Raw genomic sequence first — 24,592 nt, 5'->3', positions numbered from 1 at the left:
CAGGCTCCGCGATCTGTCATGCCGATGCTGCGCCTCGCTCAAACGTCAGCGAAGCGCAGAGAAGCAGACTTTGCAAACTCAGACCCCGAGTGTCGCCTATGCGGACAAAGCAGACCTTTCCCTTTCGAGAACAATGACCGCTCTGATGACTAAAAACCACAAATAACGTAGAAGAGTGGCCTTGAAAGAAACCATTCGTATGGTATGTTTATCGAAAATCGACGGAGATGTTGAAATGAACGCCATGCTTGCTGCCTACACGGCTCTGGGAGCCGCCATTATCCTAGAGGTCAGCGGTTCGACCCTGCTGAAATTGTCCCAACAGTTTACGAAGCTGTGGCCATCTCTCGGGATGCTGGTCTGCTTTATCCTGTCCCTTTACTGTCTTTCTCTTGCGTTGAAGATGGTGCCTCTTGGTGTGGCCTACGCCGTTTGGGCTGGTCTCGGCATCGTCCTGACGGCGGTGGTCAGTGTCGTCGTGTTTAAGATGGCTCTGGATTTCTGGGCGGTAACGGGAATTGCTATGATCGTCGGCGGTGTGCTTGTCATGAACTTGCTGTCTGGTAGCGTCTCACATTGAGATGCCAGAAGCACATAAACGCGTCAAAGACCCACAAGCCGTTAGACGCCGCCTCATGGATGAAGCCAAAAAGCTCGCCATTGAAAGCGGCATCTCGGCAATAACAGTTCAAGCCGTTGCGTCTGCTGCCGGTGTCACTAAAGGCGGCTTCCTTCATCACTTCCCGAGCAAGCAGGCCTTGATTGATGCGATCTTCGAGGAAGTCTTAGACCAACTGGCTTCTGAGATTGGGGCTCGGGCCTCGAAGGATCGTGTTGCGCATGGAGCGTTCACCCGTGCCTATATTGATCTGGCCTTTGGTGGTGAAGAACCGGCCATGGATCAGACATGGATCGCTCTTTCGCTCCTCATGCTGGATGATCCGGCTCTTCGGATGAAATGGACAGAGTGGCTGAATGACCAACTCTCTGACTACGGTGAAGATCAAGGCAACGTCGAACTAAGCATTGCTCGGTTTGCCGTAGACGGAGCTTGGCTGGCCCAACACTTCGGGGTGGCGATCCCGGAGCGGAAGAGTATGCACGAAGCTCTGACGAAGAGTACCTTTTCCGCTGGCAAACGAGGATAGCTCGCGACCCACTTTCCGAAAGCGGTCGTTCGTGCGACGCGCAGCATTCTGTATTCTGGGCTCAGAGTCAGATTTCGCCGCGCTCTGCATGAACGGCTGCTTTACTGAACCCGCAAGGGCATCGAGCGTTCCGATATTTGAGGTCTTCACGCTCGATGCCCTTGCTATCGGCGCACCTAGTTGCTGACGGAACTCACACGGTAGATATTTCATGAAGAAGGTCTGAAAAAACGAAAGGGGCGGACTAGCCACCCCTTCGCATCTATTTCCCACCTAAGGGAAGCGGTCACGGTTGCCCGCGCCGTATCTGGCTCCTTAGGTAGCATCCTGTGGCCACAGAGTCAAGATTTTCAGTATGGGAGATTCTTGAGCGCGCGCTCTTTAATGTGCTCGAAATCGGCTTCGGAAATGCGCGGGATCACTCGCCCAGGTGGACTTAGGCGGCTTACGGCCACCGTCATCAGGTGGTCACAGATCACCCACGCTTGTTTCGCCTGTAGCGGGGACTGCATAGGGTAAGCATGTGGGTTGTCAGGCTGCGACTTGGTAGAGAAAGGCAGCACTGTGACTTTGCCGTGAAGGGTCGTTTTCAGCGACATGATGAGCACGGGCCGTGTTTTCCAGAACTCGGGCAACTGGGCGTCGTCGGGTAGCTTGCACCAATACACCTGACGGATGCGCGGAGCACTCTTGACGGTTGGCGCAACGCGCGGCGGTGGGGTTTCTTCTGCCATTCTGTTCCGTCACCTTTTCCACGGCCAGCGCCAGCCGGGGCGTTGTGCCTCTTGCGGGGCAGGCAGCATCCGGCGCAAGTCCTCGATGTGCTTCCCCCTCTCTTCCGCCAGTGCCTCGGCCACGGCGGCGCGTTGTTCGGCCTCTGCCAACTGTGCTTTCAGCGTATTAACTTCACCGGGCAAGTGGGTGTTCTTGTTGGTAAAGTTATCTGGTTCATCTTGTCCACCTGTTTTCGCGCTTTCCGTCCGTGGCTGGTAAACTCTGGCAAGTTCTGCAGGATCAATTTGCCACTGGCCTTTCCCATCCTGAACACCAGAAACTTTGCCGGTTTTCAGTGCTTTTGTGAGTGTTGGGCGGGATACTTGGTAAATCTTTACCGCCTCACGGATGGAAACATTAGCCACGGTGAATACCCCTATTCGCTATCTTCAGTAGGATGGCCAAAGGCGGGCAAGCTTGGTTCTAGACCGGGAAAGGATGGCTGAGAAACGGGTGGTAAACCTTGACCGGCTGGAAGCTGAAGCTCACCGACACGGGGCAGGCGGTGCAACTCTTCCTTGGCCGCATCGAGAGCACCAGCGGGTTGTTCATCCTCGCTGACCAGAACCTCGGCTTGCAGGCGCGAATACCGGAGCTTGTCACGGCCTTCTGTCCACGCCACGCGGCTATTCAGAACATAGGCGTTTACCGTGCCACTTGCGCCAATCTGGACAACTTCGACCCAGTTCCCGGATTCCAGTATCTTGAGGGCGCGCTTCACTGTTGCAGGCGAGGAACCCATGAGTTTTGCGAGCACTTTGTGCGAGGCGACGATAGCGTTCTGTTCCCCGACATTCGCCACCAGGACATGCAGCAACGCCCCGGCAGCGGGCGACTTAACTGCCAGCCGACCCCACGCTTCATGCGCTGCGCGGTCGGTTTGGACGAAGTGTCCCCGCTGCTTCTTTGCCGGAAGCATTGCCCGTTCTCCCCCTAGCTCATCCATGACCTACCCCTAGCTCATCCATGTTCAAATATCAGTTAAATCTGCAGCATATCTTTATCTGGCTGCTCTAATTTCGACCATACTGACCCGTCAAATATCGGTCAAGCTTGTTCAAATTTCGAGCAGACCTAGGTCACAGCTATGAGCTAGGGGTAGGTCACAGCTGTGACCTACCCCCCCCCCTTAAGTCCTTGTTTTTATTGGCTCGAAATTTTCCGCCTTCTAATGATCTATAGGAGGGCAAAAAATCCACGCTCGTTCGATCGGTAGCGCTCGTCAGTAAGCTGGCGAACGATCGGGCGGGGGTGGAGTTTTTGACTGACACAGGCGACGGAGGAGCCTGTTTATCTGTCAGTGCGTTTTTCGCACCATTGCTGATGATGTTCGTACATACCGCTGGCGAAACGCCAACCGGATGGGGTGGGTCTGGCAGGGAGGGGAAGGGTTATCCCCAATCTCGCCTTTCAACGCCTGTGGCAACGGTCGGATTGTGCTGAGAATGGGAAGGAGGTCGGTGGCTCCTCAGTTCTCCCCTTGCGGTACTTGCCTGATCCAGAAGGCGCAGAAGCTAGATCCGTTGTCCTGGTCCACGACCTGCCCACCGAACCACGATCTACCGCAGTTGTAGCGCACCAGATCATCGACCGAGAGGGCCGACTTGACCGTTTCCATCCCATAGGCCAGCAGAAGGCCCAGAACGGCCCCTGTGGCGAGCATGGAAGTCAGCCACACCCAGAACCCGCCAAAGTAGCGCCACGCCTGCCTGCGGGCCTCTCCGGCGGCCTGTGAAAGGCTTCTAGCCACTTCGAGGCTCTCGGCCCGGGTTTTCTCGATAGCCCCCTCAGCGGCGCTTGCAGCGGCTTTGCTGGTCTCTTCCCGGAGCACTGCCGCAACCCCCAGCAAACGCATCTCGACGGCTTTCTGGACTTCGGGGCCAACCTTGCGCATCCGATCCACGCCCTCGGCCAGCATTTCGTGCAGGGCTTCGGCTTCTTCCTTGTCCAGACTGGTGCGCTTCAGGCGTTCCATGTCCTGCCGGATCAGGGTGATTTCATCGACGAGCTGCTGGAAGGGATCTTTGACGCTCATGGACGTTCCGCCTTCGCAGCAACACCATCCAGTTCTTCCAGCAACCCGACCAGCTCTTTCTGATCAACTTCGCGGGTGACAGCCCGGCGCAGGAGGGCGGCGAGCGCACGGGCCTTTTCCGGGTCTTTCAGCGCGTTGGATATTGCCACTGATCCGACGATGATCTTGCGACGGGTTTCACTGGCCTTCTGGCGTTCTTTCAGACGGGCCAGTTTGGCCTGCGTCGCTGCAATTTGCTGATCAATACTCCGCGCCATTCCGACCTCCGCGCTCCTGACAATTGTTGATTTTTCGCAAAGGTTGAGTCAAGGTGCAACACACGAAGTGCCCACTTATACAAACGCTGCGCGTTTGTGTGGGCGGGGGAGACTGGCGTTTCCCCTCGACCCCTAAGCTAAGCGCGGCCCCAAATGGCAATCTATCATCTCAGAGCTTCGATGATTTCCCGCAGTCAGGGCCGCAGCGCCACGGCGGCAATCGCCTACCGCGTGGCCGAGCGGATCGAAGATCGCCGCACCGGGCTTACCTTCGATTACGCGGCACGGGGCGGTGTCGATCACACCGAAATCCTCGCGCCGGACCATGCGCCGGATTGGGTCCGTGACCGATCCGAACTGTGGAACCGCGTCGAGGAATCCGAGACCCGCAAAAACAGCCAGGTCGCCCGCGAGGTGCGTGTGGCCCTGCCTGCCGAGCTGACCCATGCGCAGCGTGTCGAGCTGGTCCGGGCCTTCGCCCAGGAACAGTTCGTGGGCCGTGGCATGATCGCGGATATCGCCTTGCACGCGCCGGGGCGCGATGGCGATGATCGCAATCACCATGCCCACATCCTGCTCACCACCCGCGAGATTGGCCCCGAGGGCAGCGTGCCCGGCGGGGGCTTCACCACCAAGAACCGCGACTGGAACAAGGTCGAGGTTCTGGAGGGGTGGCGCGAAGCCTGGGCGCGGGACAGCAACGCCGCCCTGGAACGCGCCGGTATCGAGGATCGCGTGGATCATCGGACCTTGGAGGCACAGCGGGACGAGGCGCTTGAGCTGGCATCGGCGGCGCGGGAGCGCGGCGACGAGGGTGCGGAGCTGGTGCAGACCGTGCGGGCCATCGAGCTGGATCGCCCGCCCCTGCCGCAGCTTTCCCCCGGCGCGTGGCAAATGAAGGAACGCGGCATCGAGGTCGGTCGCGTCGGGGCCTGGCACGAGGCCAAGGCCCGTGCCGCCGAGGTGATGGAGGTCGCCCGCGAGTTGGCAGGTCATGTGCGTGATTGGCTCGACCGTGCGGCGGATCGCGTGTTGGATCGTCTCGGGCCGGAGCAGTCCGAACTGGCGCTTGCCGGGGGGCGTGAGGGCCGGGACCAGGAACCGGACCTCGCCACGCGGCTGCGCGAAGCGTGGGACGCCCGGAAAGAGGGTCGGGAGCAGCATGAGGCCGAGACCTCAGAACGGGAGGCCCCGGACGATCTGGCGGCGCGGTTGCGGGCCGCGGCTGCCGGGATTGACCGGGAGGCGTTCAGTGACCGGGTTTCTACGCTGCGCGAGGGTCGTGAGGCCGACGAACAGCACGTCGCGCAGGAGCAGGAGCGGCAGCGCACCAAGGAGCTGGAACAGGAGCAGGAGCGCGAAGTTCATGCCCGCCGCGACCGAGGGCATGATTACGGGTTGTAGACCTTCGCTGCGCTGCTCACGAACAACCGCTGTGCGGACAAAGCAGACCTTTCCCTTTCGAGAACAATGACCGCTCTGATGACTAAAAACCACAAATAACGTAGAAGAGTGGCCTTGAAAGAAACCATTCGTATGGTATGTTTATCGAAAATCGACGGAGATGTTGAAATGAACGCCATGCTTGCTGCCTACACGGCTCTGGGAGCCGCCATTATCCTAGAGGTCAGCGGTTCGACCCTGCTGAAATTGTCCCAACAGTTTACGAAGCTGTGGCCATCTCTCGGGATGCTGGTCTGCTTTATCCTGTCCCTTTACTGTCTTTCTCTTGCGTTGAAGATGGTGCCTCTTGGTGTGGCCTACGCCGTTTGGGCTGGTCTCGGCATCGTCCTGACGGCGGTGGTCAGTGTCGTCGTGTTTAAGATGGCTCTGGATTTCTGGGCGGTAACGGGAATTGCTATGATCGTCGGCGGTGTGCTTGTCATGAACTTGCTGTCTGGTAGCGTCTCACATTGAGATGCCAGAAGCACATAAACGCGTCAAAGACCCACAAGCCGTTAGACGCCGCCTCATGGATGAAGCCAAAAAGCTCGCCATTGAAAGCGGCATCTCGGCAATAACAGTTCAAGCCGTTGCGTCTGCTGCCGGTGTCACTAAAGGCGGCTTCCTTCATCACTTCCCGAGCAAGCAGGCCTTGATTGATGCGATCTTCGAGGAAGTCTTAGACCAACTGGCTTCTGAGATTGGGGCTCGGGCCTCGAAGGATCGTGTTGCGCATGGAGCGTTCACCCGTGCCTATATTGATCTGGCCTTTGGTGGTGAAGAACCGGCCATGGATCAGACATGGATCGCTCTTTCGCTCCTCATGCTGGATGATCCGGCTCTTCGGATGAAATGGACAGAGTGGCTGAATGACCAACTCTCTGACTACGGTGAAGATCAAGGCAACGTCGAACTAAGCATTGCTCGGTTTGCCGTAGACGGAGCTTGGCTGGCCCAACACTTCGGGGTGGCGATCCCGGAGCGGAAGAGTATGCACGAAGCTCTGACGAAGAGTACCTTTTCCGCTGGCAAACGAGGATAGCTCGCGACCCACTTTCCGAAAGCGGTCGTTCGTGCGACGCGCAGCATTCTGTATTCTGGGCTCTAAGCCGTCGTTCGCCGCATGCCCAACGAAAGACGGCTTAGGGCTGGCTCGAGCCGATCACGGGTAGCCAAGAACGCTGTCACGGCGGACAGCCCGGCGCTGCGTCGCCGCAAGGCGGCAGTGAGCCCATCTTGACCGATGCTGCGGTCGCGTCGAATGTCGGCATTCTTCAAGACACCCCGTATGTATTTGGCGTCAAATGGGAGTCATAACTTACTATGGGTGCGAGACAGATGATCTTCCGATACACAATCCTTTACGTTGATGACGTGCCAGCCACGCTCGACTTCTTTGAGAGAGCATTTGGGCTACAACGCGGGTTTCTCCATGAAAGCGGCGACTACGGCGAACTGACGACCGGTGATACGAAATTGGCGTTTTCCTCAACAACCTTGATGAAGCAACTGGAAAAAAACCCCGCCGCACCAAATGCAAAAACCCCTACTTTTGAAATCGCGTTTGAGACCGAAAACGTTAAAGCGGCTCTTGACCGGGCAATCGATGCTGGCGCGACACTAGTCCAGGATGTACGTGATGAACCCTGGGGGCAGACAACATCTTATGTCAGCGACCCGAATGGATATCTGATCGAGATGTGTTCTGCTGTGACAATGCCCGACGCAGGTTGATATGGATTATGGATGAAAACACTAAGGCCGAGATCGCAAGCCAGCTTTCCGAAATCATATTGGATGTGATGCCAGATGCCGAAATGCGCGACAAATATGGCGGTGTAATCGTCGCGAGAACTGCCGGAGACCCGAAAACGCAATGTTGTGGGTATTTCATCTACACACAGCACGTGTCTTTGGAATTTACCAATGGCGCCTTCCTGTCGGACCCTGAGAACATTCTTGAAGGGGCGGGAAAGCGTCGGCGGCACATCAAGTTACGGGAAGTACATGAGTTACGTACAAAGCGATGCAAGCAATTCCTAGAACAGGTCGCCAAGCTCTGAGCTGCCTTCACTTGGCCAATTGCCAAGCCCTGGTTGGTTGATGTCGACAATCGAACCCTTGTTTTGACGAAGCCGTGACGGTGAACTTCCAAACCAACGAACATACTCCCGGGTCATATGGGCCTGATCGCTGTATCCGTATTCATACGCGATTTCTGCAAGTGAGACACGGCAAGGCAATGCCTTTGCTGACCGTCTGGCGCGTCCAAGCAATCGCCAAAAGTTGGGACTGGGAAGTGCAAGGTCACGAAATTGGCGCTGAAGCGTCCTCGCCGTTCGCCCACTCTGACGGGCCACTTGCTCAACAGTCGCATTTGAACGAGCCAAGGTTTCGATCAATTCAAAAATTTCTGAACTTCGTTTTGCCTCGCTTTCGATCATGTCTTCCAATGTGTCTGAATTCAGCTCTTCGTTCGCCTGAATTGTTGGTGTGATAGTCGTACCGGGGCTAAGACGATAGCCAACCATCATTGTACCTGCCTTTAGATGTACCACCTGTGGCTGATTGTCCCAGTCCGTAGTCCGGATTGCGTCCGGCTTGCCCGGTCGAGAAATTAGTATCAGGTCGCGACACCCATCAGGTTGAATAATGCGGACCTCATCTGCCACCACAGAATATTCCCAGCGGTGGAAAAGCATGTGACAAACCCTCGTCATTGAAACGCTCAATGTACTTGTCACAAAAATCGACCTTCGGGCAACTGCGGCGAAAGCTCAATTTGTCCGCACACTACCAGTTCGCCGATGGCTCGAATTTGCAGGTGCCGCGAAAGTCCGCAGTGACGGGCCGCACCGCAGCGTCAGACCACTGTAGCGAGCGACCGCTTTGGGCCGTCCGTGAAGACGGCCCAGCCGTTTAGATTTCGATAGCTTCGGCGATTGCCAGTGCATCTTCAAGTTCTACGCCAAGGTATCTGACAGTGCTGTCCATCTTGGTATGGCCCAACAAAAGCTGGACGGCCCGAAGGTTACCTGTCTTCTTGTAGATTTGGGTCACTTTGGTGCGCCGCATCGAGTGCGTGCCATAGGCGCTTGCCTCCAGACCAATGGATGTCACCCAGTCACGCACAATTCGCGCGTACTGGCGCGTCGAAATGTGAAGCCGTTCGTGAATGCGCCCTGGCCAAAGAAATTCGGATCTGATCATCAGCGGCTCCCGCATCCACCTTGCTAGCGATGAGCGGGTGCCTTCAGAGATTTCGAAACGCACAGGTTTGCGTGTCTTGCTTTGCATAACCGATGCGCGCTCCTTGATTTTGCCTGACGCCATGACATCAACCACCTTCATCTTCACCAGATCACAGCCCCGCAGCTTGCTGTCTATGGCTAAATTGAAGAGGGCCAGATCACGATGTCTTTCCGCCAGCTCAAGCCGCACTCTGATCGCCCAGACATGTTTCGGCTTAAGCGGTCTTTTCTGGCCGACGATCCAACCCTTGTTCCAGGCTGGGCGCAATGCGCGGATGGCGGGTAAGTTTGGTGTTTGCATGATGGTTCCTCCGATCCACCACGCCCTCCACACCGACAACCCGATGTTGACGATGTACAATATCACGGAATGCTGCGCCGCAAGTCGGCTTTGAGTCCCAGCTGCCATCGCCACCTGGCTTGGATGTTGCAGGCACATTCACGACAAACATACTCGATGAGTATTGCGTGGTCGAAGCGACAAATGTGTGTTCCTGTAGCTGTCCATCAAAACGACCGCGTCTTTTAGAGTTCTCCTGCCCACGGTGGGTTTGCACCGGCTCGCGATACGGTCACTGCGGCAGCCTTGGAACCATGTTGCATCGCCTGATGCAAGGCATCTGCCGACAGCGACGAAAGTTGCGCCTTCGTGAGGCACCCGAGTTCCGACAGCTTGGCCAGGAAACCTCCGTTGAACGTGTCCCCGGCGCCCACGGTGTCTGTGATTTCGACTCTCTGCGCGGGCACCTTAACCACGGGCCCATCCGCAATGAAACCGCTCGCGCCCTCCCCACCATGCGTCAAGATCAGGACAGAGGGGCCACGCTCCAACAGTAACGCCACCTTCTCTCGCATGGAAAGAGGAACGGGCAGAAACCAATTCAGGTCCTCGTCTGACACCTTGACGATATCGGCCCGCGAGATCATACGATCCAGCCGGGCGCGATAGCGGTCGATATCCTTGACGAAACGCGGGCGGATGTTGGGATCGATCATTACCACGCGCTTTGCATATTCCTGCTCTAGTAGCGCGGCATAGGCCTTGGCTGATGGTTCACAGGCAAGGCTGATTCCGCCGAAGAACAGCGTCGAGACCTCGGAGCAAAGCACCGGGAATTCGGCTGTATCCAGCATGCGCCCGGCGGAGTTTTCATCAAAGAAGCAATAGGTTGCGTGGCCATCAACAAGCCGCACAAAGGCCAGTGTCGTGGGTCGGTCAGAGACGACTACATGGGATGTGTCGACATGGCTAGCTTCCAGTGCCTCGACCAATTGCCGCCCGAACATGTCTGCGGAGAGCCCAGTCAGCATCCCGACTTGCACCCCCAAGCGGCCCAAAGCTATGGCGGTGTTGAACACCGCCCCGCCAGAATGGGGCACGAACCCGTCTGGGCCAGCCGTCGTCGGGGTCGGAATCATGTCGATCAGGGCTTCTCCGCAGCATAGGATCATTCGGCTGCTCCTTGATCGACATAAGCTGAAAGAGTGGCCGCGACGCCGTTTTCGCAGAGCATGCCCAGCCAACGCGTGAATGCGTCGGAAAATTGCGAGTTGTCTGCGAGACTCCCATATATTTGACGCTGCTCCAACCAAGCCGTTGGCCGCTGTTTTGCGGCTTTGGCTGTGGTGGTAAGGTCTTTCCAGATTGGATCATTGTCATCGATCAGAGATCCGTCCTCGCGGATGCCACTGCACATCCGAGCCCACAAAGCTTCGACGAGGGCCAGACCGTCGATCTCGCCGTCAGCTTCCAACGCATCACGAATGATTGGCAGGATAAACCCGGGATGGCGTGACGACCCATCAAACGCAACACGACGTGTAGTGTCACGAATTGCTGAGTTCGAAAACCTTTCGGCAATCAGGTCTGCATAGGCCGATGGCGTTATTTCTGGAACGGGATTGACGTAGGGAACGATCTCGTCCTTTTCTACCTTGCGGAAGAAAGCAGAGATCAATGGGTGCGCCATGCAGTCGGCGATGGTCGCGACCGAAAGAAGCTCGCCCGCATTAGCCAAGACCTGATGCCCTCCATTCAGAATGCGAATCTTCATGGCCTCGAATTCATGAACGGCAGGGGTGAAGATCGCGCCGACCTTATCCCAATCCGGGCGTCCCGCACAGAAGTCATCCTCAATGACCCATTGGCGGTAGTTTTCATGGGTGACCGGAGCTGCATCTGCAACTCCAAGGTTTTGGACCAGCGCCAGTTCATTTGGTCCGGTTGCTGGGACGATGCAATCCACCATCGAGTTGGGAAAGCTGCATGCGGCGTCGATCCAATCCGCCAAAGTCGGATTGGACAGTCGGGCCAGAGTCACCACTGCCTCGCGGGTGATGGCGCCATTTCCACGCAGGTTGTCACAGCTTTGGACAGTGAAGGGCCCCGCACCGCTGTCACGTCTGATCTTCAACGCGGCGACGATGGCCCCAAAAACAGTGCGCGGGCGATCCGGATTTGCCGCGTCGTGCCGAATATCAGGGTGGCCCGCGTCAAAGCCCCCCACGGAAGGATCAACGAAATATCCGCTTTCAGTCACTGTCAGCGAGACGATGCGGATGTCCGGTTCAGACATGCGTTGGACCAAGGGGGCGTTGCTGTCCTCGATCGGCAGATAGTCAATCATCGAGCCGATTACCTCGGCCGAGGAGCTGCCGGGCGACAGTTCGATCAAAGTCGTTAGACAATCCTGTGTAAGCAGGCGGTCGCGCATGGCAGCATCATAGGCACGTACACCTGCTCCGATGATTGCCCAGTCGCCCGCAAGACCCTCTTGCATTAGGCGGTGGAGGTACCATGCCTGATGGGCGCGGTGAAAATTGCCGAGGCCAATATGTACGATCCCAGGCTTCAAGGCAGCGCGGTCATAAACCGGGCGCACAATCTCTTTTGGCAAAATTGAGAGATTGCGATTTGAAAGAGCCGTAGTCAAAGCCGAATTCCCTGCTAGTTGCATTATTCGATCCGGAGCCCATCGGCGCCGAACTTATGAATGCGTTCTGCACGTGGCGTTAGATAAACCGTGTCGCCGTGGCGTGCGCTGAACTCTCCGTCGACACGTACGGTCATGGTTTCGCTCGGGCTCACATCTGAGTGGATATAAAGGAAGGTGTCGGATCCCAGATGCTCGGCCACGCCGACGGTGCCTTTCCATTGGCCCTCGGTGGTCGAAATCGAGATATGCTCCGGGCGGATGCCAATGGTGGTGGCACCCAGTTCGGCGGCTTCCTCGCCTTCAATGAAGTTCATCTTGGGCGAGCCGATGAAACCGGCGACGAACTTGTTGCAGGGGCGTTCATACAGATCGAGTGGACTGCCGACTTGTTCGATCACGCCGGCTTGAAGTACCACGATCTTGTCGGCCATGGTCATGGCCTCGACCTGATCGTGGGTCACATAAATCATGGTGGTCTTCAGGCGTTCATGAAGCTCCGAGATCTCAAGACGCATCCCGACACGCAGCGCCGCATCCAGGTTCGACAGGGGTTCGTCAAACAGAAATGCGGCGGGTTCGCGGACAATAGCCCGACCAATGGCGACACGCTGACGCTGACCACCGGAAAGCTGACCGGGGCGACGGTCCAGATAGTCCGTCAGGTTCAGCGCCTTTGCGGCGGCGTCGATGCGACGGTCCTGTTCGGCCTGATCAATCCCCGCCATTTTCATCGGAAAGGCGATGTTCTTGCGCACCGTCATATGCGGGTAAAGCGCGTAGGATTGGAATACCATCGCCAAGCCGCGTTTCGCAGGCGGTACATTGGTGGCATCTGCGCCGTCGATGCGGATCTGCCCGGATGTGATGTCCTCAAGCCCCGCGATCAGGCGCAGAAGGGTGGACTTGCCGCAGCCCGAAGGGCCGACAAAGACAGTGAACTCGCCATCTTCGATGGTCAGATCCAGTGGGGGGATAACCTCGACGTCGCCAAAGCTTTTAGAGACTTTATCCAGTGTGATACGTCCCATAATTCAGTCTCCTTACTTCACGGCGCCAAAGGTCAGGCCGCTGACAAGTTGTTTCTGGCTGAACCAGCCGAGGATCAGGATTGGTGCGATGGCCATGGTCGAGGCCGCGCTGAGTTTTGCGTAGAATAGGCCTTCGGGGCTGGAATAGCTGGCGATGAAAGCTGTCAGGGGTGCCGCTTTGGCAGCGGTTAAGTTGAGCGTCCAGAATGCCTCGTTCCAAGCCAGGATCACGTTCAACAGAAGCGTCGAGGCGATGCCGGGGATGGCCATGGGCGTGAGGATATAGATCACTTCCTCGCGCAGGGTAGCGCCGTCCATGCGGGCTGCCTCTAGGATCTCGCCGGGGATTTCCTTGAAATAGGTGTAGAGCATCCAGACGATGATCGGCAGGTTGATCAGCATCAAGACGATCATCAGCCCGATTTTGGTGTCCAGCATACCGAATTTGATGAACAGCAGATAGATCGGATACAGCACGCCCACGGCGGGCAACATCTTGGTGGACAGCATCCACAGCAGGATATCTTTGGTCCGTTTTGACGGAACAAAGGCCATGGACCAGGCCGCCGGGATGGCGATCAGAATGCCCAAGACAGTCGAGCCGCCAGCGATCACGATCGAGTTCCACAGGAAGCGGCTGTAGTTGGAGCGCTCCATCACCGCCTGATAGTTTTCAAGCGTCCAATCGAAGCCGATGAACACGGGCGGGTTCGCGATGGCTGCGGCTTCTGTTTTGAAGCTGGTCAGGATGGTCCAGAGGATCGGGAAGAAGATTAGGAAACCGACGCTCCAGGCGAGAAGGGTGTTGATGGCCTTGCGGCGCGGGGCAATGGATCGTGCCATGGTCAGTCCTCCTTCACGCGTCCAGGTTCTTGCCGACAATGCGCACCAGGAAGTAGGCAACGATATTGGCAAGGATGATTGCATAGACACCCCCAGCCGAGCCCAAGCCGACATTCTGGCTTTCCAGCACGCGCTGGAAGATCAGGTAGCTAAGGGTCTTGGTGCCGAATGCACCGCCGGTGGTGACGAAGATCTCCGCAAAGATCGACAGAAGAAAGATCGTCTGGATCAAGATGACTACGGTGATGGCGCGGCCAAGATGCGGAAGGGTGATGTAAGCGAAACGTTTATGTGCGAGGGCGCCATCCATTTCGGCTGCTTCGAGTTGCTCGCTGTCCAAGGACTGGATTGCGGTCAGCAGGATCAGTGTCGCGAAGGGCAGCCACTGCCACGACACGATCATGATGATCGATGGAAGCGAGGCCTGGCTGAGCCATTCAACAGGCGTTGCGCCAAAGAGCTTCCACAGATGGGCCAGGAGGCCATAGTTCGGGTCCATGAACATGTTCTTCCAGACCAGTGCCGATACGGTGGGCATGACGAAGAACGGGGCGATGACCAGAATGCGGACCATACCTTGGCCCCACATCGGTTGGTTCAACAGTATCGCAAGAAAGATGCCCAGAACCACGGTGATGGCCAGTACTCCACCGACGATGACCAGTGTGGTTTGAACCGAAGGCCAGAACGCGCTCGAGGTCAGGAAACGGGCGTAGTTGTCAAATCCCACCCACCCAAGGTCGCCACCGCGAAGGGGCAGGTATTTCTTGAACGAGAAATAGAGGGTCATGGTCAGTGGGACGAGCATCCACCCAAGAAGAAGGACCACCGCCGGTGCCATCATGAGGCGCGCTGATGATCTGGAATGTTGAGTAGCCATCAGGCTCACCTCTTCTGTTGACGGCAGGGACGCCGTTCAGATGAACAATAACATGAGCGGGGGAAGGTGGCGGGAGCAGGCAGGATCACCCGCCCCCAGCCGGGGAGGAAATTAGCGGTAGCCCGCAGCTTCCATTGCGTCGTTGGTCAGGGCCTGCGCGTTCGAAAGGGCCTTTTCCACGGTCTGCTGACCGGCATAGGCGGCCGAGAACTCTTGGCTGACCTCGGTTGCAATACCTGCAAACTCGGGGATTGCGGCAAACTGCACACCAACATAGGGGCTCTCTTCCACGGTGGAGTTGTTTGGATCAGCCGACAGGATCGAGTCCAGTGTCATCTGAGCAAAAGGAACCGCTTGATAGTTCGGGTTCTCATACAGAGAGATACGTGCGCCCGGAGGAACGTTGGCCCAGCCTTCATTCGCGGCAACCAGCTCAATATAGTCTTTCGAGGTGGCCCATTCGATGAACTGAATGGCGGCGTCTTGTTTCTGGGTGCCTGCCGGAATAGCCAGCGCCCATGCCCACAACCAGTTCGAGCGTTTGCCCAAACCGTTGTCGGGGGCCAGTGCGAAGCCAACTTTGTCAGCAACGGTGGAGTCGTTCGGGTTGGTCACGAAGGACGCAGCCACGGTCGCGTCGATCCACATGCCGCATTTGCCTTGCTGGAACAGCGACAGGTTTTCGTTAAAACCGTTGGTGGCGTAACCGGCGGGGCCGCTTTCGTCCATCATGCCTTTGAAGAATTTCAGAGTGTTGGCCCAGGCCTCGGTGTCGAACTGAGCGTTCCAATCCATGTCAAACCAGCGCGCGCCGAACGAATTCGACATCGCGGTGATGAAAGCGCCGCCTTCACCCCAACCGGCCTTGCCACGCAGGCAGATGCCGTTGATCTCGTTGTCGCGGTCCGTCATGGCCGCTGCAGCTTCGCGAACAAAGGTCCAGGTCGGGTCCTTCGGCATTTCCAAACCGGCCTTCTCCATAAGGTCGGTGCGATACATGATCATCGAGCTTTCGCCATAGAAGGGCGCCGCATACAATGTGCCGTCGTGGCTCAGGCCACCCGCCATTGCGGGCAGAATGTCAGCCGCGTCATAATCTTCCGATAGGTTGTCCAGTGCAACTAGCCAGCCATTGGCGCCCCAGATCGGGGTTTCGTACATGCCGATGGTCATGATGTCGAAAGCACCACCCTTGGTTGAAATGTCTGTGGTGACACGCTGGCGAAGCACGTTTTCTTCCAGAGTGACCCATTCAACGTCGTGGCCAGTTTTGGCGGTAAAATCGTCGGTCAGACCCTGCATGCGGATCATGTCGCCGTTGTTAACGGTTGCGATTGTGATGGTTTCTGCAGATGCGCTACCAGCAGTTGTGATTAGCGAAATGGCAGTAGCCGCACAGAGTGCGTTCTTAACAAACATCCTCTACCTCCCTGTTTAGATGCTGACCTAACGGTAGTGACGCAATGCCGCTGGCGTCAATTTAAATATTTACGCGCGTAAAATTTACTCAGTTATCCATTAATACTAATACCTTAAGCGGACCCCCGCATAATCAAACGACCCTCAAACAGGGTTTCTTCGCGCGAATCACCAGGTGATCCCGCCTCGATCAGCTCCAACAAGGCCTCTGCGCTTTTCTTGGCGATCGCCTCGTAATCCTGTGAAACAGTGGTCAGCGTTGGGCAGGTGTAGCGAGAGAATGGATGATCATCGTGCCCGGCGACGCGTAAGGCACACCCAGGGCCAAGCCCAACACGCAATCCAGCCTCGTAAGCGGCGGACAGAAACCCAATTGCCAAACGGTCGTTGCTGCACAGGATGGTGTCCGTGGGCAGTGTTTTGTCCCGGAGCAAGCGGGATCCTTCCCGGAATCCGATCTCTTCAAACTCCCAGCCTTCACCCGGCGCTTGAATGAGCCGAGGCTTGTGGTCTAGCCGCTCCATCGCGGCAAGATATGCAGTGCGTCGTTTGTAGGCATTCGGGTTGGTAGGCGTTTCCATCTCGAAGAAGGCGGGGGGCTCGCCTGTTCGACACAGATAATCGACGATCAGGCCTATGCTTTGGCCATTGTTCGACCCCACGAAGGCATGTCCGACGCCATCAATATTGGCATCGAACAAGACGGTCGGCACTTCTTTGCAGAAGGCCTCGATCTGTTCGCGTTCAGACACCCGACCAAGCGGGGCAAGCAGAACGCCTGCCGGCTTAATCAGCCTCAGGTTCTCTAAATTTTCAATTTCTAGTTCAGGCCGCCCGTGCGATCCCAGCAGAACCGGGCGATATCCAGTTCGCAAAACGTGGTTCTCAAGCGTTCGTGCAATTTCAGCAAAGAATGGGTCTGCGAGATAAGGTACCACAATGCCGATATTCTTGGTCAACCTGCGGTTCTGGTTCATCGCATACAGGTTGGGCCGATAGTCATATTGTTCCACCGCCGCCTCGATGCGCTTGCGTGTGGAATCCCTGACACTGGTCGGATCGTTGAAGTATTTCGATAAGGTCGGCCGGGAGATCCCACTGACCGAGGCGAACTCTTCCATGTTCCGGATCTTGTTACCTTCCATCTACAGCCGCCTTGTCAGAACTTAGTTGTCAGTTGCCAACGCGTCGTCGGCCCTTCTGAACCATAATATTTAACGCGCGCCAAATTTCACAGCTTAAAGAGCAGATTTCGTTTTTTTGAGCAGATCCCCCTAGATGGATTTACGTTTCTTGGTTCCATTGCCGTGGCGCCAATCTGCGCGCAGCGGACGTAAGAGAAACACTAGTTTGAGCTCGCAGCTGATGGCGGCTGGCGAAACCCGTCCAAAACTGAGGCTTTGCAATAACGCTTGACGCTCAGCCGAACTGGGCGCGTGGCGGCGTCGTAGCTTTGGGGGGGCGATATCGTGACGTGATGTGTAATGGCGCACCTGCGGGCCAACGTTCGGTGTCGCCGTTTTTGGCGTTTGTTTGTCAAACTCTATTCCCGAACAGCGAATCCCGTCCGTTTTTCAGAATAGCAGATTACTTCTTGGGCAATCCCCCCCGACATTTGCCGAAAATTCGAGCACATGTGCCGAATGACCGGGAATGCCCGGCAAACGATTTGCCAACTTCGCCGCAATGCAGAAACCGTATGGGTGCCCACCACGGGGAAAACGCCCAGGGGTGTGTGACGGCTGCGCGAATTGCACCTCGGACACAACCGCCACACGTAACGCAACATATAGTTGCGGGGATCAGGTAGTAGAAGACGGCGTGTCAACGCAAGGCTTCTGTGCCCGCCCCGCCGGGAGAATCTAATGACATTTCTCAAATCCACGCTCGCCGGATCGGCCGTCTTCGCCGCCATGGCAACCACTGCGTTATCGGCAGAAGACACTATCAAGGTTGGCGTACTGCATTCGCTGTCGGGCACCATGGCGATCTCGGAGACTACGCTGAAAGACACCATGCTGATGCTGATCGACCAGCAAAACGCCAAGGGCGGCCTGCTCGGCAAGCAGCTTGAGGCCGTGGTGGTCGATCCCGCATCCGACTGGCCGCTGTTTGCTGAAAAAGCGCGTGAGCTGCTGAGCGTGCATGAGGTGGATGTGATCTTTGGCAACTGGACTTCTGTTAGCCGAAAGTCGGTCCTGCCTGTGATCGAAGAACTGAACGGCCTGCTGTTCTATCCGGTCCAATATGAGGGTGAAGAATCGTCCAAGAACGTTTTTTACACTGGTGCCGCGCCGAACCAGCAGGCAATCCCTGCGACCGACTATTTCCTGGACGAGTTGGGCGTTGAGAAATTCGCACTGCTAGGCACAGATTATGTTTATCCCCGCACCACCAACAACATTCTGGAAAACTATCTGAAGCAGAAGGGCATCGCGGACGAGGATATCTTCGTCAACTACACCCCGTTTGGGCACTCTGACTGGTCCAAGATCGTGGCCGATGTGGTCGCACTGGGTGCGGATGGCAAAAAGGTTGGTGTGATCTCGACCATCAACGGTGACGCCAACATTGGCTTTTACAAAGAACTGGCTGCGGCGGGCGTCTCAGCAGACGATATTCCGGTCGTGGCCTTCTCGGTGGGAGAGGAAGAACTGTCGGGTCTGGATACGGCCAACCTTGTGGGCCATCTGGCGGCGTGGAACTATTTCCAGTCGGCGGATACCGACGTGAACGCGGAATTCGTCGAAACATGGAAAGCCACCATGGGCGACGAGCGTGTGACCAATGACCCGATGGAGGCGCATTACATTGGCTTCAACATGTGGGTGAACGCCGCAACCGAAGCTGGCTCGACCGAAGTCGACGATGTACGCGCCGCCATGTACGGCCAGGAATTCCCGAACCTGACCGGCGGCACCGCGGTCATGTTGCCGAACCACCATCTGGCGAAACCGGTTCTGATCGGTGAGATTCAGGAAGACGGCCAGTTCGACATCATCAGCGAAACCGACGTTGTGCCGGGCGACGCCTGGACTGACTTCCTGCCGGAATCGGCGGTGCTGATCTCGGATTGGAAAGAACTGGGTTGCGGTATGTACAACACCGAGACCAAGACCTGTGTTCAGACCCTGTCGAACTACTAAACGATACGCAAGGCGGGTGTGATTGCCCGCTTTGCCCCCAAGACATCTCGGGTTTCATCAAATGTTACGATTATACCTTGCGGGCCTCGCGATCCTGTGCGCCTGCCTGACTGCCAACGCGCAAGAGGCCGGTTTGCAGCCGATTTTGGGACAGCATCGGGAGATCATCGCCGAAAGCTCACGCAAGACGATCAAACCAGCGATTGACGCGATTGCCAGCAGCGGGTTGCCACAGGCGCAGGTGATGCTTGAGACATGGGCCGCCAAGGACGTGTGGATGCGCAAGTCCGACGGTCTGTTCTTTGCCGGGAAAAAAGCCGGGGGGAGGTCGTATGAACTGACCGATTTCGATACCGGAGAGGTCGTCGGGACGTTTGAGAAATCCGACCTGAAACAGTTGAAACCCAATAGCGGTATCCGCGCGATGATCGGAACGGCTTTGGTGCAGTTCCAGTTGACCGATCCAGATCGCGCTCGGCGACAGGCTGCGTTGCAATCCATCCAACGCGATCCTGAGGGGGCGCTTTTGGGACCGCTTCGCGCGTCAATTGACGACGAACCCGATGCCGATTTGAAGGCGCAGAAGCAGCGGTTGGAACGGTTGTTGACCATTGGGCATGACACCGATGTCGGCGCGCGTGTGGCTGCGATTGCAGAGATGTCCGACGATCTAGGCGTCGATGTTCGCGCGGCCCTGAACCCTTTGGTAGTGACCAAACGACAGGCCGCTGTCACGCTGCCCTCGGATAAGAATATCGCCGCCGTGCTGCAACCCGACTCAGAAGATCTGCCGCGCGACGTGGCATATGATCTGCTGGTTGCCAGTGATCTGGCCGCACCGCGTGTTTCGGCAGACGACAATCGCGCCGCTCTGGCCGCCAATATCGATCGTGGTCGCGTGGGGGGTGTTCCGGTTGCGCAACTGGGCTCCGCCGCTGCCCGCGCGCAGGCGTATGAGGCATTGGCTGAGGCCGGAGCCGTCCCGGCTTTGATCACGCAAACCGACATTGATGCAGCACTTGCTGCGCATGTGTTCTTTGATACCTACGCGGAGCCCTCGCCGGACGTGACCGCTGCCGCCGCGCATGCATTGGAGCGGATTGAGTTGAAGGTTGGCCTGAACCAGACACTCGACCTGACGCTGGACGCGATTTCTCTGGCGTCGATTTATTTCCTCGCCGCCATCGGCCTGGCGATCACCTTCGGCGTGATGGGCGTCATCAACATGGCCCATGGTGAGTTCATCATGATGGGCGCATACACTGGCTATGTGGTGCAGCAGTTTATCCCCGACCACACGCTGTCGATCATCGTCGCGATCCCGATGGCCTTTGCCGTTACCTTCGCCATGGGCGTCGCGATGGAGCGGCTGGTGATCCGCTGGCTGTATTCGCGTCCACTTGAGACTCTGTTGGCGACCTTCGGTATCTCGATTGCGTTGCAACAACTGGCCAAGAACACCTTCGGCACGCAGGCAAGGCCGCTGACCGCGCCCGGCTGGCTGGACGGCGCTTGGGTGCTGAATGACGTGGTCTCGATCAGCTATATCCGTATCGCGATCTTTGTGCTGGCGATGATCTTTCTGGGGCTGTTTTTGTACATCATGAAACGCACCCGGTTGGGGCTTGAGATGCGCGCAGTGACGCAGAACCCGCGTATGGCCGGATCGATGGGCATCAATCCAGGGCGGGTGAATATGCTGACCTTCGGGCTGGGTTCGGGCATCGCCGGGATCGCCGGAGTTGCAATTGGACTGTTCGCCAAGGTCACGTCCGATCTGGGCAGCGACTATATCGTGCAGAGCTTCATGACTGTGGTTGTCGGCGGTGTGGGCAATATCTGGGGCGCGCTAGCGGGGGCAGGCATGATCGGCTTCCTGCAAAAGGGGATTGAGTGGATGACCCCCTCGAACACCCTCGCGGCCCAAACTTACATGATCATCTTCATCATCATTTTCATCCAGTTTCGGCCACGGGGCATCATCGCCCTCAAGGGCCGCGCAGCGGGGGATTGAGCTATGGACCGCAGCTTTGTTGCCCAAAACCCCTCGGTGCTGGTCTTTCTGGCCATTCTGTCCCTGTTCACGCTGGGTGTCACCATCCTGTCCGAAGGGGTTGGCATCGGTGTAATCTCGACCAGTTTCGTCAAAACGTTGGGAAAAACTCTGTGTTTGGGCCTCATCGCGGTGGCGATGGACCTTGTTTGGGGCTTCACGGGCATCCTCTCTCTCGGTCATTTCGCCTTTTTCGGGCTGGGGGGCTACATGATCGGCATGTGGCTGATGTATGAACGCACCCGCCTGATCGTGGTCGACTCGCTGGCACAGGCCGAAATTCCACCAACTTCGACCGAGGTGGTCGACGCCATCGCTACACAAGTCTTTGGCGTTGTCGGATCGTCGGAATTTCCGTTGATCTGGGCGTTTTCCCACAGCCTGACCCTGCAGCTGATCTTGGTTGTGCTGGTTCCGGGTCTGCTGGCGCTGATCTTCGGATGGTTGGCTTTCCGAAGCCGTGTCACCGGTGTGTACCTGTCAATCCTGACACAGGCGATGACGTTGGCACTGGCCCTGTACCTGTTCCAGAACGACAGCGGCTTGCGCGGCAACAACGGCCTGTCGGGCTTGCAGAACCTGCCGGGCGTCACGGCTTCGCAGGATGTGGTGTCGATCTGGTTCCTCTGGGCCTCGGCTTTGGCCTTGGGGCTGGGATACATGCTGGCGGCATGGGTGGTGTCAGGCAAGTTTGGCTCGGTCATCCGGGGCATCCGCGATAACGAGGCGCGTGTGCGATTCCTCGGCTACTCGGTCGAAGTCTACAAGCTGGCCGTTTTCACCCTAACCGCCTGTATCGCCGCCGTAGCGGGGGCGCTCTATTATCCGCAGGCGGGCATCATCAACCCCGAGGAGATGGCCCCGATCGCCTCGATATATCTAGCTGTCTGGGTCGCCATCGGCGGGCGTGGTCGCCTGTATGGCGCCGTCATCGGGGCGGCGTTCGTCAGCCTGCTCAGCACATGGTTCACGGGCGGGCAGGTACCAGATATCCCGCTGGGGTTCTACACGATCAAATGGGTCGACTGGTGGCAGGTGCTGCTGGGCGTGTCCTTCGTACTGGTCACGCTGTTTGCTCCGCAAGGGATCGGAGGGTTGTTCGACCTCTGGACCAACCGCCACGCGCCACAGCGCCACGGCGCGGCCCTGGGGCCTGATGAAAGCGCGTTGCGTGAAAAGGAGGCCACGGAATGAGCACTCTGCTAGAGGTCAGCGGCGTGTCGGTTACCTTCGACGGGTTCCGCGCCATCAACAACCTGTCCTTCCAGATCGGCAACGCCGAGCTGCGCGCGGTGATCGGACCGAACGGGGCGGGCAAAACCACCTTTATGGACATCGTCACCGGCAAGACCCGACCCGACGAAGGCCGTGTGATCTGGGGTGAGAAATCCGTTTCCCTGTTGCGAATGAGCGAAGCCAAGATCGCGCAAGCTGGCATCGGGCGTAAGTTCCAGAAACCCACGGTGTTCGAAGATCAAACCGTGCAGGAAAACCTGCTGATGGCGCTGAAAAACAAGCGCGGCTGGCTGGGCGTGCTGTTCTATCGGCCTTCAGCAGATGATCTGGACAAGGTCGCGGATCTAGCCTCTGAAATTGGTCTGAAGGATGAGTTGACCCGCAAATCCGGCGAACTCAGCCACGGGCAAAAACAATGGCTTGAGATCGGTATGCTTCTTGCGCAGGAACCCCGTCTTCTGCTGGTTGACGAACCCGCCGCCGGGATGACCCCGCAAGAACGCGAACACACGACCGATCTGTTGGTACAGGCCGCCAAAACCCGCGCCGTTGTTGTGGTCGAGCATGACATGGAGTTCGTGCGCCGCCTCAATTGCAAGGTCACAGTCCTGCATGAAGGCTCGGTTCTGGCCGAGGGCTCACTGGATCATGTCACATCAAATCAGGACGTCATCGATGTCTATCTGGGGCGCTAAGCAATGCTGAAACTGACCGATCTGACCCTACATTACGGGCATTCGCAAATCCTCAACGGTATCTCGCTGGAGGCCACGCGAGGAGAGGTGACCTGCGTGATGGGCACCAATGGCGTGGGGAAAACAAGCCTGATCAAGGCTATCTCGGGGACGCATCCGCGCTCGGGCGGCGATCTGATACTAAACGGTGAGGCCCTTCCACCTCTGCCAGCCCATCGCATGGCGTGGAAAGGTGTGGCCTACGTGCCGCAGGGGCGCGAGATTTTCCCGCTGTTGACTGTCCGCGAAAACCTTGAGGCCGGCTTTGTCTGCCTGCCAAATAATGAACATTTTGTTCCGGACGAGATCTTCGATATGTTCCCGGTACTGAAGAAAATGCAGAACCGGCGCGGGGGTGATCTGTCGGGTGGCCAGCAACAGCAACTTGCTATTGCCAGGGCGCTGATCACCAAGCCTCAACTTTTGCTGCTGGACGAACCGACCGAAGGCATTCAGCCTAACATCATCCAGCAGATCGGTGAGGTAATTCGCCACCTCCGAACCAAAGGAGAGATGGCCATCATTCTGGTCGAGCAGTATTTCGATTTCGCCTATAATCTTGCCGACAAGTTCATTGTTCTGCGGCGCGGCGCGGTCCTGATGCAAGGCACGCGGGACCAGCTTTCGCGGGAACAGGTTCTGCAAGGCGTAACGGTTTGACATTCATAAAGGAACCAGACCGTTGATCGGTGAGAAGCTGCAGGTTTTACGGGGAGCAGTTTAGTACTCTAGCTAGCTATTGCGGACTTTATGCAACATTTCGCAGCGGTGGATTCGCTACGCAATGTAGGGTTCAAACATAGTCAGATTCTGCACTTGCAGCGGATGACCGGAATGTGGTCTGCGATCGCAGAATGCCGCCGGTGTGTCGAATGTCTCTTACGGGGCGGTCTTCAAACTTTGCAAATGTCCCTATGTCCGCTTCATACCCATTGACGAGCAGATCCAGCGAACGGCGGGTAAGAGTTCTATGCTGGCGTTGCCGTCTGCCTGGGATGCTGCAGGATCTTTGGGCTGCTTCCAGCCCTTTATGGACATTCGAACCAGACGCAGTGGGCACTCTGCTGCAAACGCAAAAGATCCCGAGCAATTTCCGGGAAGCGGACATTGCACGCCGCCCGATCGGCTATGGCAATGCTGCACCTCGCTCAACCGTCAACGAAGCGCAGGTAGTGGCCCTTGAGGACGAGCGGCGAGCTCGGAGTTATTTGGCAGATACCCTACTGGCGGAGCCATGGTGTTGCTGCTTGCTCCCTTAGCAATCTCTTGCTCTGTTGAGCACTGCCTCGTAGGGTTCAGAAATGTTGAAATTTCTTTTGAGAGCGCTGTTTAAGCCAACTTATCGGCCTCAGACTGTTGATTGTCACTGAGAACTGACCCGGTAGCCCTATAAATTGTCACTGAGAATT

Annotated in this window: 26 protein-coding genes; 12 read left to right on the top strand and 14 right to left on the bottom strand. The window is 57.1% G+C overall.

Annotated features, from left to right (window positions below):
- Positions 1-181: 181 nt before the first annotated feature.
- Both NIT7645_RS07990 and NIT7645_RS07985 read left to right on the top strand, forming a co-directional pair.
- Positions 182-580: a DMT family transporter gene (locus tag NIT7645_RS07990; RefSeq protein WP_281302332.1), complete on the top strand. Its 399-nt coding sequence runs from the start codon at positions 182-184 to the stop codon at positions 578-580.
- Between the two features lie 55 nt (positions 581-635).
- Positions 636-1,148 (top strand): TetR/AcrR family transcriptional regulator, encoded by a 513-nt coding sequence (locus NIT7645_RS07985; protein ID WP_159420189.1) that lies wholly within the window; start codon positions 636-638, stop codon positions 1,146-1,148.
- Positions 1,149-1,498: 350 nt separating this feature from the next.
- Here NIT7645_RS07985 and NIT7645_RS07980 read toward each other — a convergent pair whose 3' ends face one another.
- The 5 genes from NIT7645_RS07980 to NIT7645_RS07960 all read right to left on the bottom strand — a co-directional run bounded on the left by NIT7645_RS07980 (position 1,499) and on the right by NIT7645_RS07960 (position 4,214).
- Complete coding sequence (locus tag NIT7645_RS07980; protein WP_050686564.1) at positions 1,499-1,882, bottom strand: type II toxin-antitoxin system PemK/MazF family toxin; 384 nt, start codon at positions 1,880-1,882, stop codon at positions 1,499-1,501.
- Positions 1,883-1,891: 9 nt separating this feature from the next.
- Positions 1,892-2,287 (bottom strand): hypothetical protein, encoded by a 396-nt coding sequence (locus NIT7645_RS07975; protein ID WP_050686563.1) that lies wholly within the window; start codon positions 2,285-2,287, stop codon positions 1,892-1,894.
- Positions 2,288-2,298: 11 nt separating this feature from the next.
- Positions 2,299-2,868, bottom strand: coding sequence for a replication/maintenance protein RepL (locus tag NIT7645_RS07970; protein ID WP_074964390.1), 570 nt, complete (start codon positions 2,866-2,868; stop codon positions 2,299-2,301).
- Between the two features lie 522 nt (positions 2,869-3,390).
- A complete protein-coding gene (locus NIT7645_RS07965) occupies positions 3,391-3,957 on the bottom strand; it encodes a hypothetical protein (RefSeq protein WP_050686560.1) in 567 nt (188 codons plus the stop codon).
- On the bottom strand, positions 3,954-4,214 hold the full coding sequence (locus tag NIT7645_RS07960) for a hypothetical protein (protein ID WP_043872400.1): 261 nt from the start codon (positions 4,212-4,214) through the stop codon (positions 3,954-3,956). Before NIT7645_RS07960 ends, NIT7645_RS07965 begins: the two co-directional genes overlap by 4 nt.
- 153 nt (positions 4,215-4,367) lie before the next feature.
- On the opposite strand from NIT7645_RS07960, the gene mobQ reads away from it, so the two are divergent.
- The 5 genes from mobQ (at position 4,368) to NIT7645_RS07935 (ending at position 7,720) form a co-directional block, all read left to right on the top strand.
- Positions 4,368-5,618 (top strand): MobQ family relaxase, encoded by a 1,251-nt coding sequence (mobQ, locus tag NIT7645_RS19600; RefSeq protein WP_050686549.1) that lies wholly within the window; start codon positions 4,368-4,370, stop codon positions 5,616-5,618.
- 114 nt (positions 5,619-5,732) lie between these two features.
- Positions 5,733-6,131, top strand: a complete 399-nt coding sequence (locus tag NIT7645_RS07950; protein ID WP_281302332.1) for a DMT family transporter — start codon at positions 5,733-5,735, stop codon at positions 6,129-6,131.
- A gap of 55 nt (positions 6,132-6,186) precedes the next feature.
- Complete coding sequence (locus NIT7645_RS07945; protein WP_159420189.1) at positions 6,187-6,699, top strand: TetR/AcrR family transcriptional regulator; 513 nt, start codon at positions 6,187-6,189, stop codon at positions 6,697-6,699.
- Positions 6,700-6,995: 296 nt separating this feature from the next.
- Positions 6,996-7,391, top strand: a complete 396-nt coding sequence (locus NIT7645_RS07940) for a VOC family protein (protein WP_050673265.1) — start codon at positions 6,996-6,998, stop codon at positions 7,389-7,391.
- Positions 7,392-7,399: 8 nt separating this feature from the next.
- Entirely contained in the window at positions 7,400-7,720 is a 321-nt protein-coding gene (locus tag NIT7645_RS07935) for a DUF1801 domain-containing protein (RefSeq protein ID WP_046210427.1), read from the top strand.
- On the opposite strand, the gene NIT7645_RS19200 is transcribed toward NIT7645_RS07935, so the two are convergent.
- The 9 genes from NIT7645_RS19200 to NIT7645_RS07895 all read right to left on the bottom strand — a co-directional run bounded on the left by NIT7645_RS19200 (position 7,697) and on the right by NIT7645_RS07895 (position 17,159).
- Positions 7,697-8,359, bottom strand: a complete 663-nt coding sequence (locus NIT7645_RS19200) for a helix-turn-helix domain-containing protein (RefSeq protein WP_074964376.1) — start codon at positions 8,357-8,359, stop codon at positions 7,697-7,699. The two genes, NIT7645_RS07935 and NIT7645_RS19200, sit on opposite strands and share 24 nt — an antisense overlap.
- Before the next feature lie 217 nt (positions 8,360-8,576).
- Positions 8,577-9,209, bottom strand: coding sequence for a tyrosine-type recombinase/integrase (locus tag NIT7645_RS07930; protein ID WP_050673252.1), 633 nt, complete (start codon positions 9,207-9,209; stop codon positions 8,577-8,579).
- 224 nt (positions 9,210-9,433) lie between these two features.
- The gene (locus NIT7645_RS07925; protein WP_050686545.1) at positions 9,434-10,360 is read right to left on the bottom strand and encodes a carbohydrate kinase family protein; all 927 of its coding nucleotides are present in this window, start codon (positions 10,358-10,360) and stop codon (positions 9,434-9,436) included.
- The gene (locus NIT7645_RS07920; RefSeq protein ID WP_050673249.1) at positions 10,357-11,865 is read right to left on the bottom strand and encodes a mannitol dehydrogenase family protein; all 1,509 of its coding nucleotides are present in this window, start codon (positions 11,863-11,865) and stop codon (positions 10,357-10,359) included. Before NIT7645_RS07920 ends, NIT7645_RS07925 begins: the two co-directional genes overlap by 4 nt.
- Positions 11,865-12,872 carry an ABC transporter ATP-binding protein gene (locus NIT7645_RS07915; protein ID WP_008562909.1) on the bottom strand — a complete coding sequence of 336 codons (1,008 nt, stop codon included), beginning with the start codon at positions 12,870-12,872 and terminating at the stop codon, positions 11,865-11,867. The genes NIT7645_RS07920 and NIT7645_RS07915 overlap by 1 nt, the downstream gene beginning before the upstream one ends.
- 12 nt (positions 12,873-12,884) lie before the next feature.
- Positions 12,885-13,715, bottom strand: coding sequence for a carbohydrate ABC transporter permease (locus NIT7645_RS07910; RefSeq protein ID WP_008562636.1), 831 nt, complete (start codon positions 13,713-13,715; stop codon positions 12,885-12,887).
- A 13-nt stretch (positions 13,716-13,728) separates the two neighbouring features.
- Positions 13,729-14,595 (bottom strand): carbohydrate ABC transporter permease, encoded by an 867-nt coding sequence (locus tag NIT7645_RS07905; RefSeq protein WP_037302795.1) that lies wholly within the window; start codon positions 14,593-14,595, stop codon positions 13,729-13,731.
- A gap of 111 nt (positions 14,596-14,706) precedes the next feature.
- Positions 14,707-16,014, bottom strand: coding sequence for an ABC transporter substrate-binding protein (locus NIT7645_RS07900; protein ID WP_050673248.1), 1,308 nt, complete (start codon positions 16,012-16,014; stop codon positions 14,707-14,709).
- A 113-nt stretch (positions 16,015-16,127) separates the two neighbouring features.
- Positions 16,128-17,159: a LacI family DNA-binding transcriptional regulator gene (locus NIT7645_RS07895; RefSeq protein WP_008561498.1), complete on the bottom strand. Its 1,032-nt coding sequence runs from the start codon at positions 17,157-17,159 to the stop codon at positions 16,128-16,130.
- Positions 17,160-17,879: 720 nt separating this feature from the next.
- Here NIT7645_RS07895 and urtA point away from each other — a divergent pair.
- The 5 genes from urtA (at position 17,880) to urtE (ending at position 23,843) form a co-directional block, all read left to right on the top strand.
- Entirely contained in the window at positions 17,880-19,160 is a 1,281-nt protein-coding gene (gene urtA / locus NIT7645_RS07890; RefSeq protein WP_008560217.1) for an urea ABC transporter substrate-binding protein, read from the top strand.
- A 61-nt stretch (positions 19,161-19,221) separates the two neighbouring features.
- Positions 19,222-21,174: an urea ABC transporter permease subunit UrtB gene (gene urtB / locus NIT7645_RS07885; protein ID WP_050673247.1), complete on the top strand. Its 1,953-nt coding sequence runs from the start codon at positions 19,222-19,224 to the stop codon at positions 21,172-21,174.
- Between the two features lie 3 nt (positions 21,175-21,177).
- Positions 21,178-22,407, top strand: a complete 1,230-nt coding sequence (gene urtC / locus NIT7645_RS07880; RefSeq protein ID WP_050686543.1) for an urea ABC transporter permease subunit UrtC — start codon at positions 21,178-21,180, stop codon at positions 22,405-22,407.
- Entirely contained in the window at positions 22,404-23,144 is a 741-nt protein-coding gene (gene urtD, locus NIT7645_RS07875; protein ID WP_046210419.1) for an urea ABC transporter ATP-binding protein UrtD, read from the top strand. Before urtC ends, urtD begins: the two co-directional genes overlap by 4 nt.
- 3 nt (positions 23,145-23,147) lie before the next feature.
- The gene (gene urtE, locus NIT7645_RS07870; RefSeq protein WP_008561602.1) at positions 23,148-23,843 is read left to right on the top strand and encodes an urea ABC transporter ATP-binding subunit UrtE; all 696 of its coding nucleotides are present in this window, start codon (positions 23,148-23,150) and stop codon (positions 23,841-23,843) included.
- The last annotated feature ends 749 nt before the right edge of the window (positions 23,844-24,592 follow it).

This window comes from Phaeobacter italicus (assembly GCF_001258055.1).
GTDB lineage: Bacteria > Pseudomonadota > Alphaproteobacteria > Rhodobacterales > Rhodobacteraceae > Phaeobacter > Phaeobacter italicus.
This window is presented reverse-complemented; position numbering and strand designations above follow the sequence as displayed.

Excerpts from the sequence above, each read along its gene's own strand:
- NIT7645_RS07930 (WP_050673252.1), bottom strand. The coding sequence starts at position 9,209 with ATGCAAACACCAAACTTACCCGCCATCCGCGCATTGCGCCCAGCCTGG.
- urtE (WP_008561602.1), top strand. The coding sequence starts at position 23,148 with ATGCTGAAACTGACCGATCTGACCCTACATTACGGGCATTCGCAAATC.
- NIT7645_RS07920 (WP_050673249.1), bottom strand. The coding sequence starts at position 11,865 with ATGCAACTAGCAGGGAATTCGGCTTTGACTACGGCTCTTTCAAATCGC.
- NIT7645_RS07905 (WP_037302795.1), bottom strand. The coding sequence starts at position 14,595 with ATGGCTACTCAACATTCCAGATCATCAGCGCGCCTCATGATGGCACCG.
- urtC (WP_050686543.1), top strand. The coding sequence starts at position 21,178 with ATGGACCGCAGCTTTGTTGCCCAAAACCCCTCGGTGCTGGTCTTTCTG.
- urtA (WP_008560217.1), top strand. The coding sequence starts at position 17,880 with ATGACATTTCTCAAATCCACGCTCGCCGGATCGGCCGTCTTCGCCGCC.
- NIT7645_RS07940 (WP_050673265.1), top strand. The coding sequence starts at position 6,996 with ATGATCTTCCGATACACAATCCTTTACGTTGATGACGTGCCAGCCACG.
- NIT7645_RS07980 (WP_050686564.1), bottom strand. The coding sequence starts at position 1,882 with ATGGCAGAAGAAACCCCACCGCCGCGCGTTGCGCCAACCGTCAAGAGT.
- mobQ (WP_050686549.1), top strand. The coding sequence starts at position 4,368 with ATGGCAATCTATCATCTCAGAGCTTCGATGATTTCCCGCAGTCAGGGC.
- NIT7645_RS07925 (WP_050686545.1), bottom strand. The coding sequence starts at position 10,360 with ATGATCCTATGCTGCGGAGAAGCCCTGATCGACATGATTCCGACCCCG.
- NIT7645_RS07915 (WP_008562909.1), bottom strand. The coding sequence starts at position 12,872 with ATGGGACGTATCACACTGGATAAAGTCTCTAAAAGCTTTGGCGACGTC.
- NIT7645_RS07960 (WP_043872400.1), bottom strand. The coding sequence starts at position 4,214 with ATGGCGCGGAGTATTGATCAGCAAATTGCAGCGACGCAGGCCAAACTG.
- NIT7645_RS07970 (WP_074964390.1), bottom strand. The coding sequence starts at position 2,868 with ATGGATGAGCTAGGGGGAGAACGGGCAATGCTTCCGGCAAAGAAGCAG.
- NIT7645_RS07965 (WP_050686560.1), bottom strand. The coding sequence starts at position 3,957 with ATGAGCGTCAAAGATCCCTTCCAGCAGCTCGTCGATGAAATCACCCTG.
- urtB (WP_050673247.1), top strand. The coding sequence starts at position 19,222 with ATGTTACGATTATACCTTGCGGGCCTCGCGATCCTGTGCGCCTGCCTG.
- NIT7645_RS07910 (WP_008562636.1), bottom strand. The coding sequence starts at position 13,715 with ATGGCACGATCCATTGCCCCGCGCCGCAAGGCCATCAACACCCTTCTC.
- urtD (WP_046210419.1), top strand. The coding sequence starts at position 22,404 with ATGAGCACTCTGCTAGAGGTCAGCGGCGTGTCGGTTACCTTCGACGGG.
- NIT7645_RS07935 (WP_046210427.1), top strand. The coding sequence starts at position 7,400 with ATGGATGAAAACACTAAGGCCGAGATCGCAAGCCAGCTTTCCGAAATC.
- NIT7645_RS07985 (WP_159420189.1), top strand. The coding sequence starts at position 636 with ATGGATGAAGCCAAAAAGCTCGCCATTGAAAGCGGCATCTCGGCAATA.
- NIT7645_RS19200 (WP_074964376.1), bottom strand. The coding sequence starts at position 8,359 with ATGCTTTTCCACCGCTGGGAATATTCTGTGGTGGCAGATGAGGTCCGC.
- NIT7645_RS07900 (WP_050673248.1), bottom strand. The coding sequence starts at position 16,014 with ATGTTTGTTAAGAACGCACTCTGTGCGGCTACTGCCATTTCGCTAATC.
- NIT7645_RS07945 (WP_159420189.1), top strand. The coding sequence starts at position 6,187 with ATGGATGAAGCCAAAAAGCTCGCCATTGAAAGCGGCATCTCGGCAATA.
- NIT7645_RS07895 (WP_008561498.1), bottom strand. The coding sequence starts at position 17,159 with ATGGAAGGTAACAAGATCCGGAACATGGAAGAGTTCGCCTCGGTCAGT.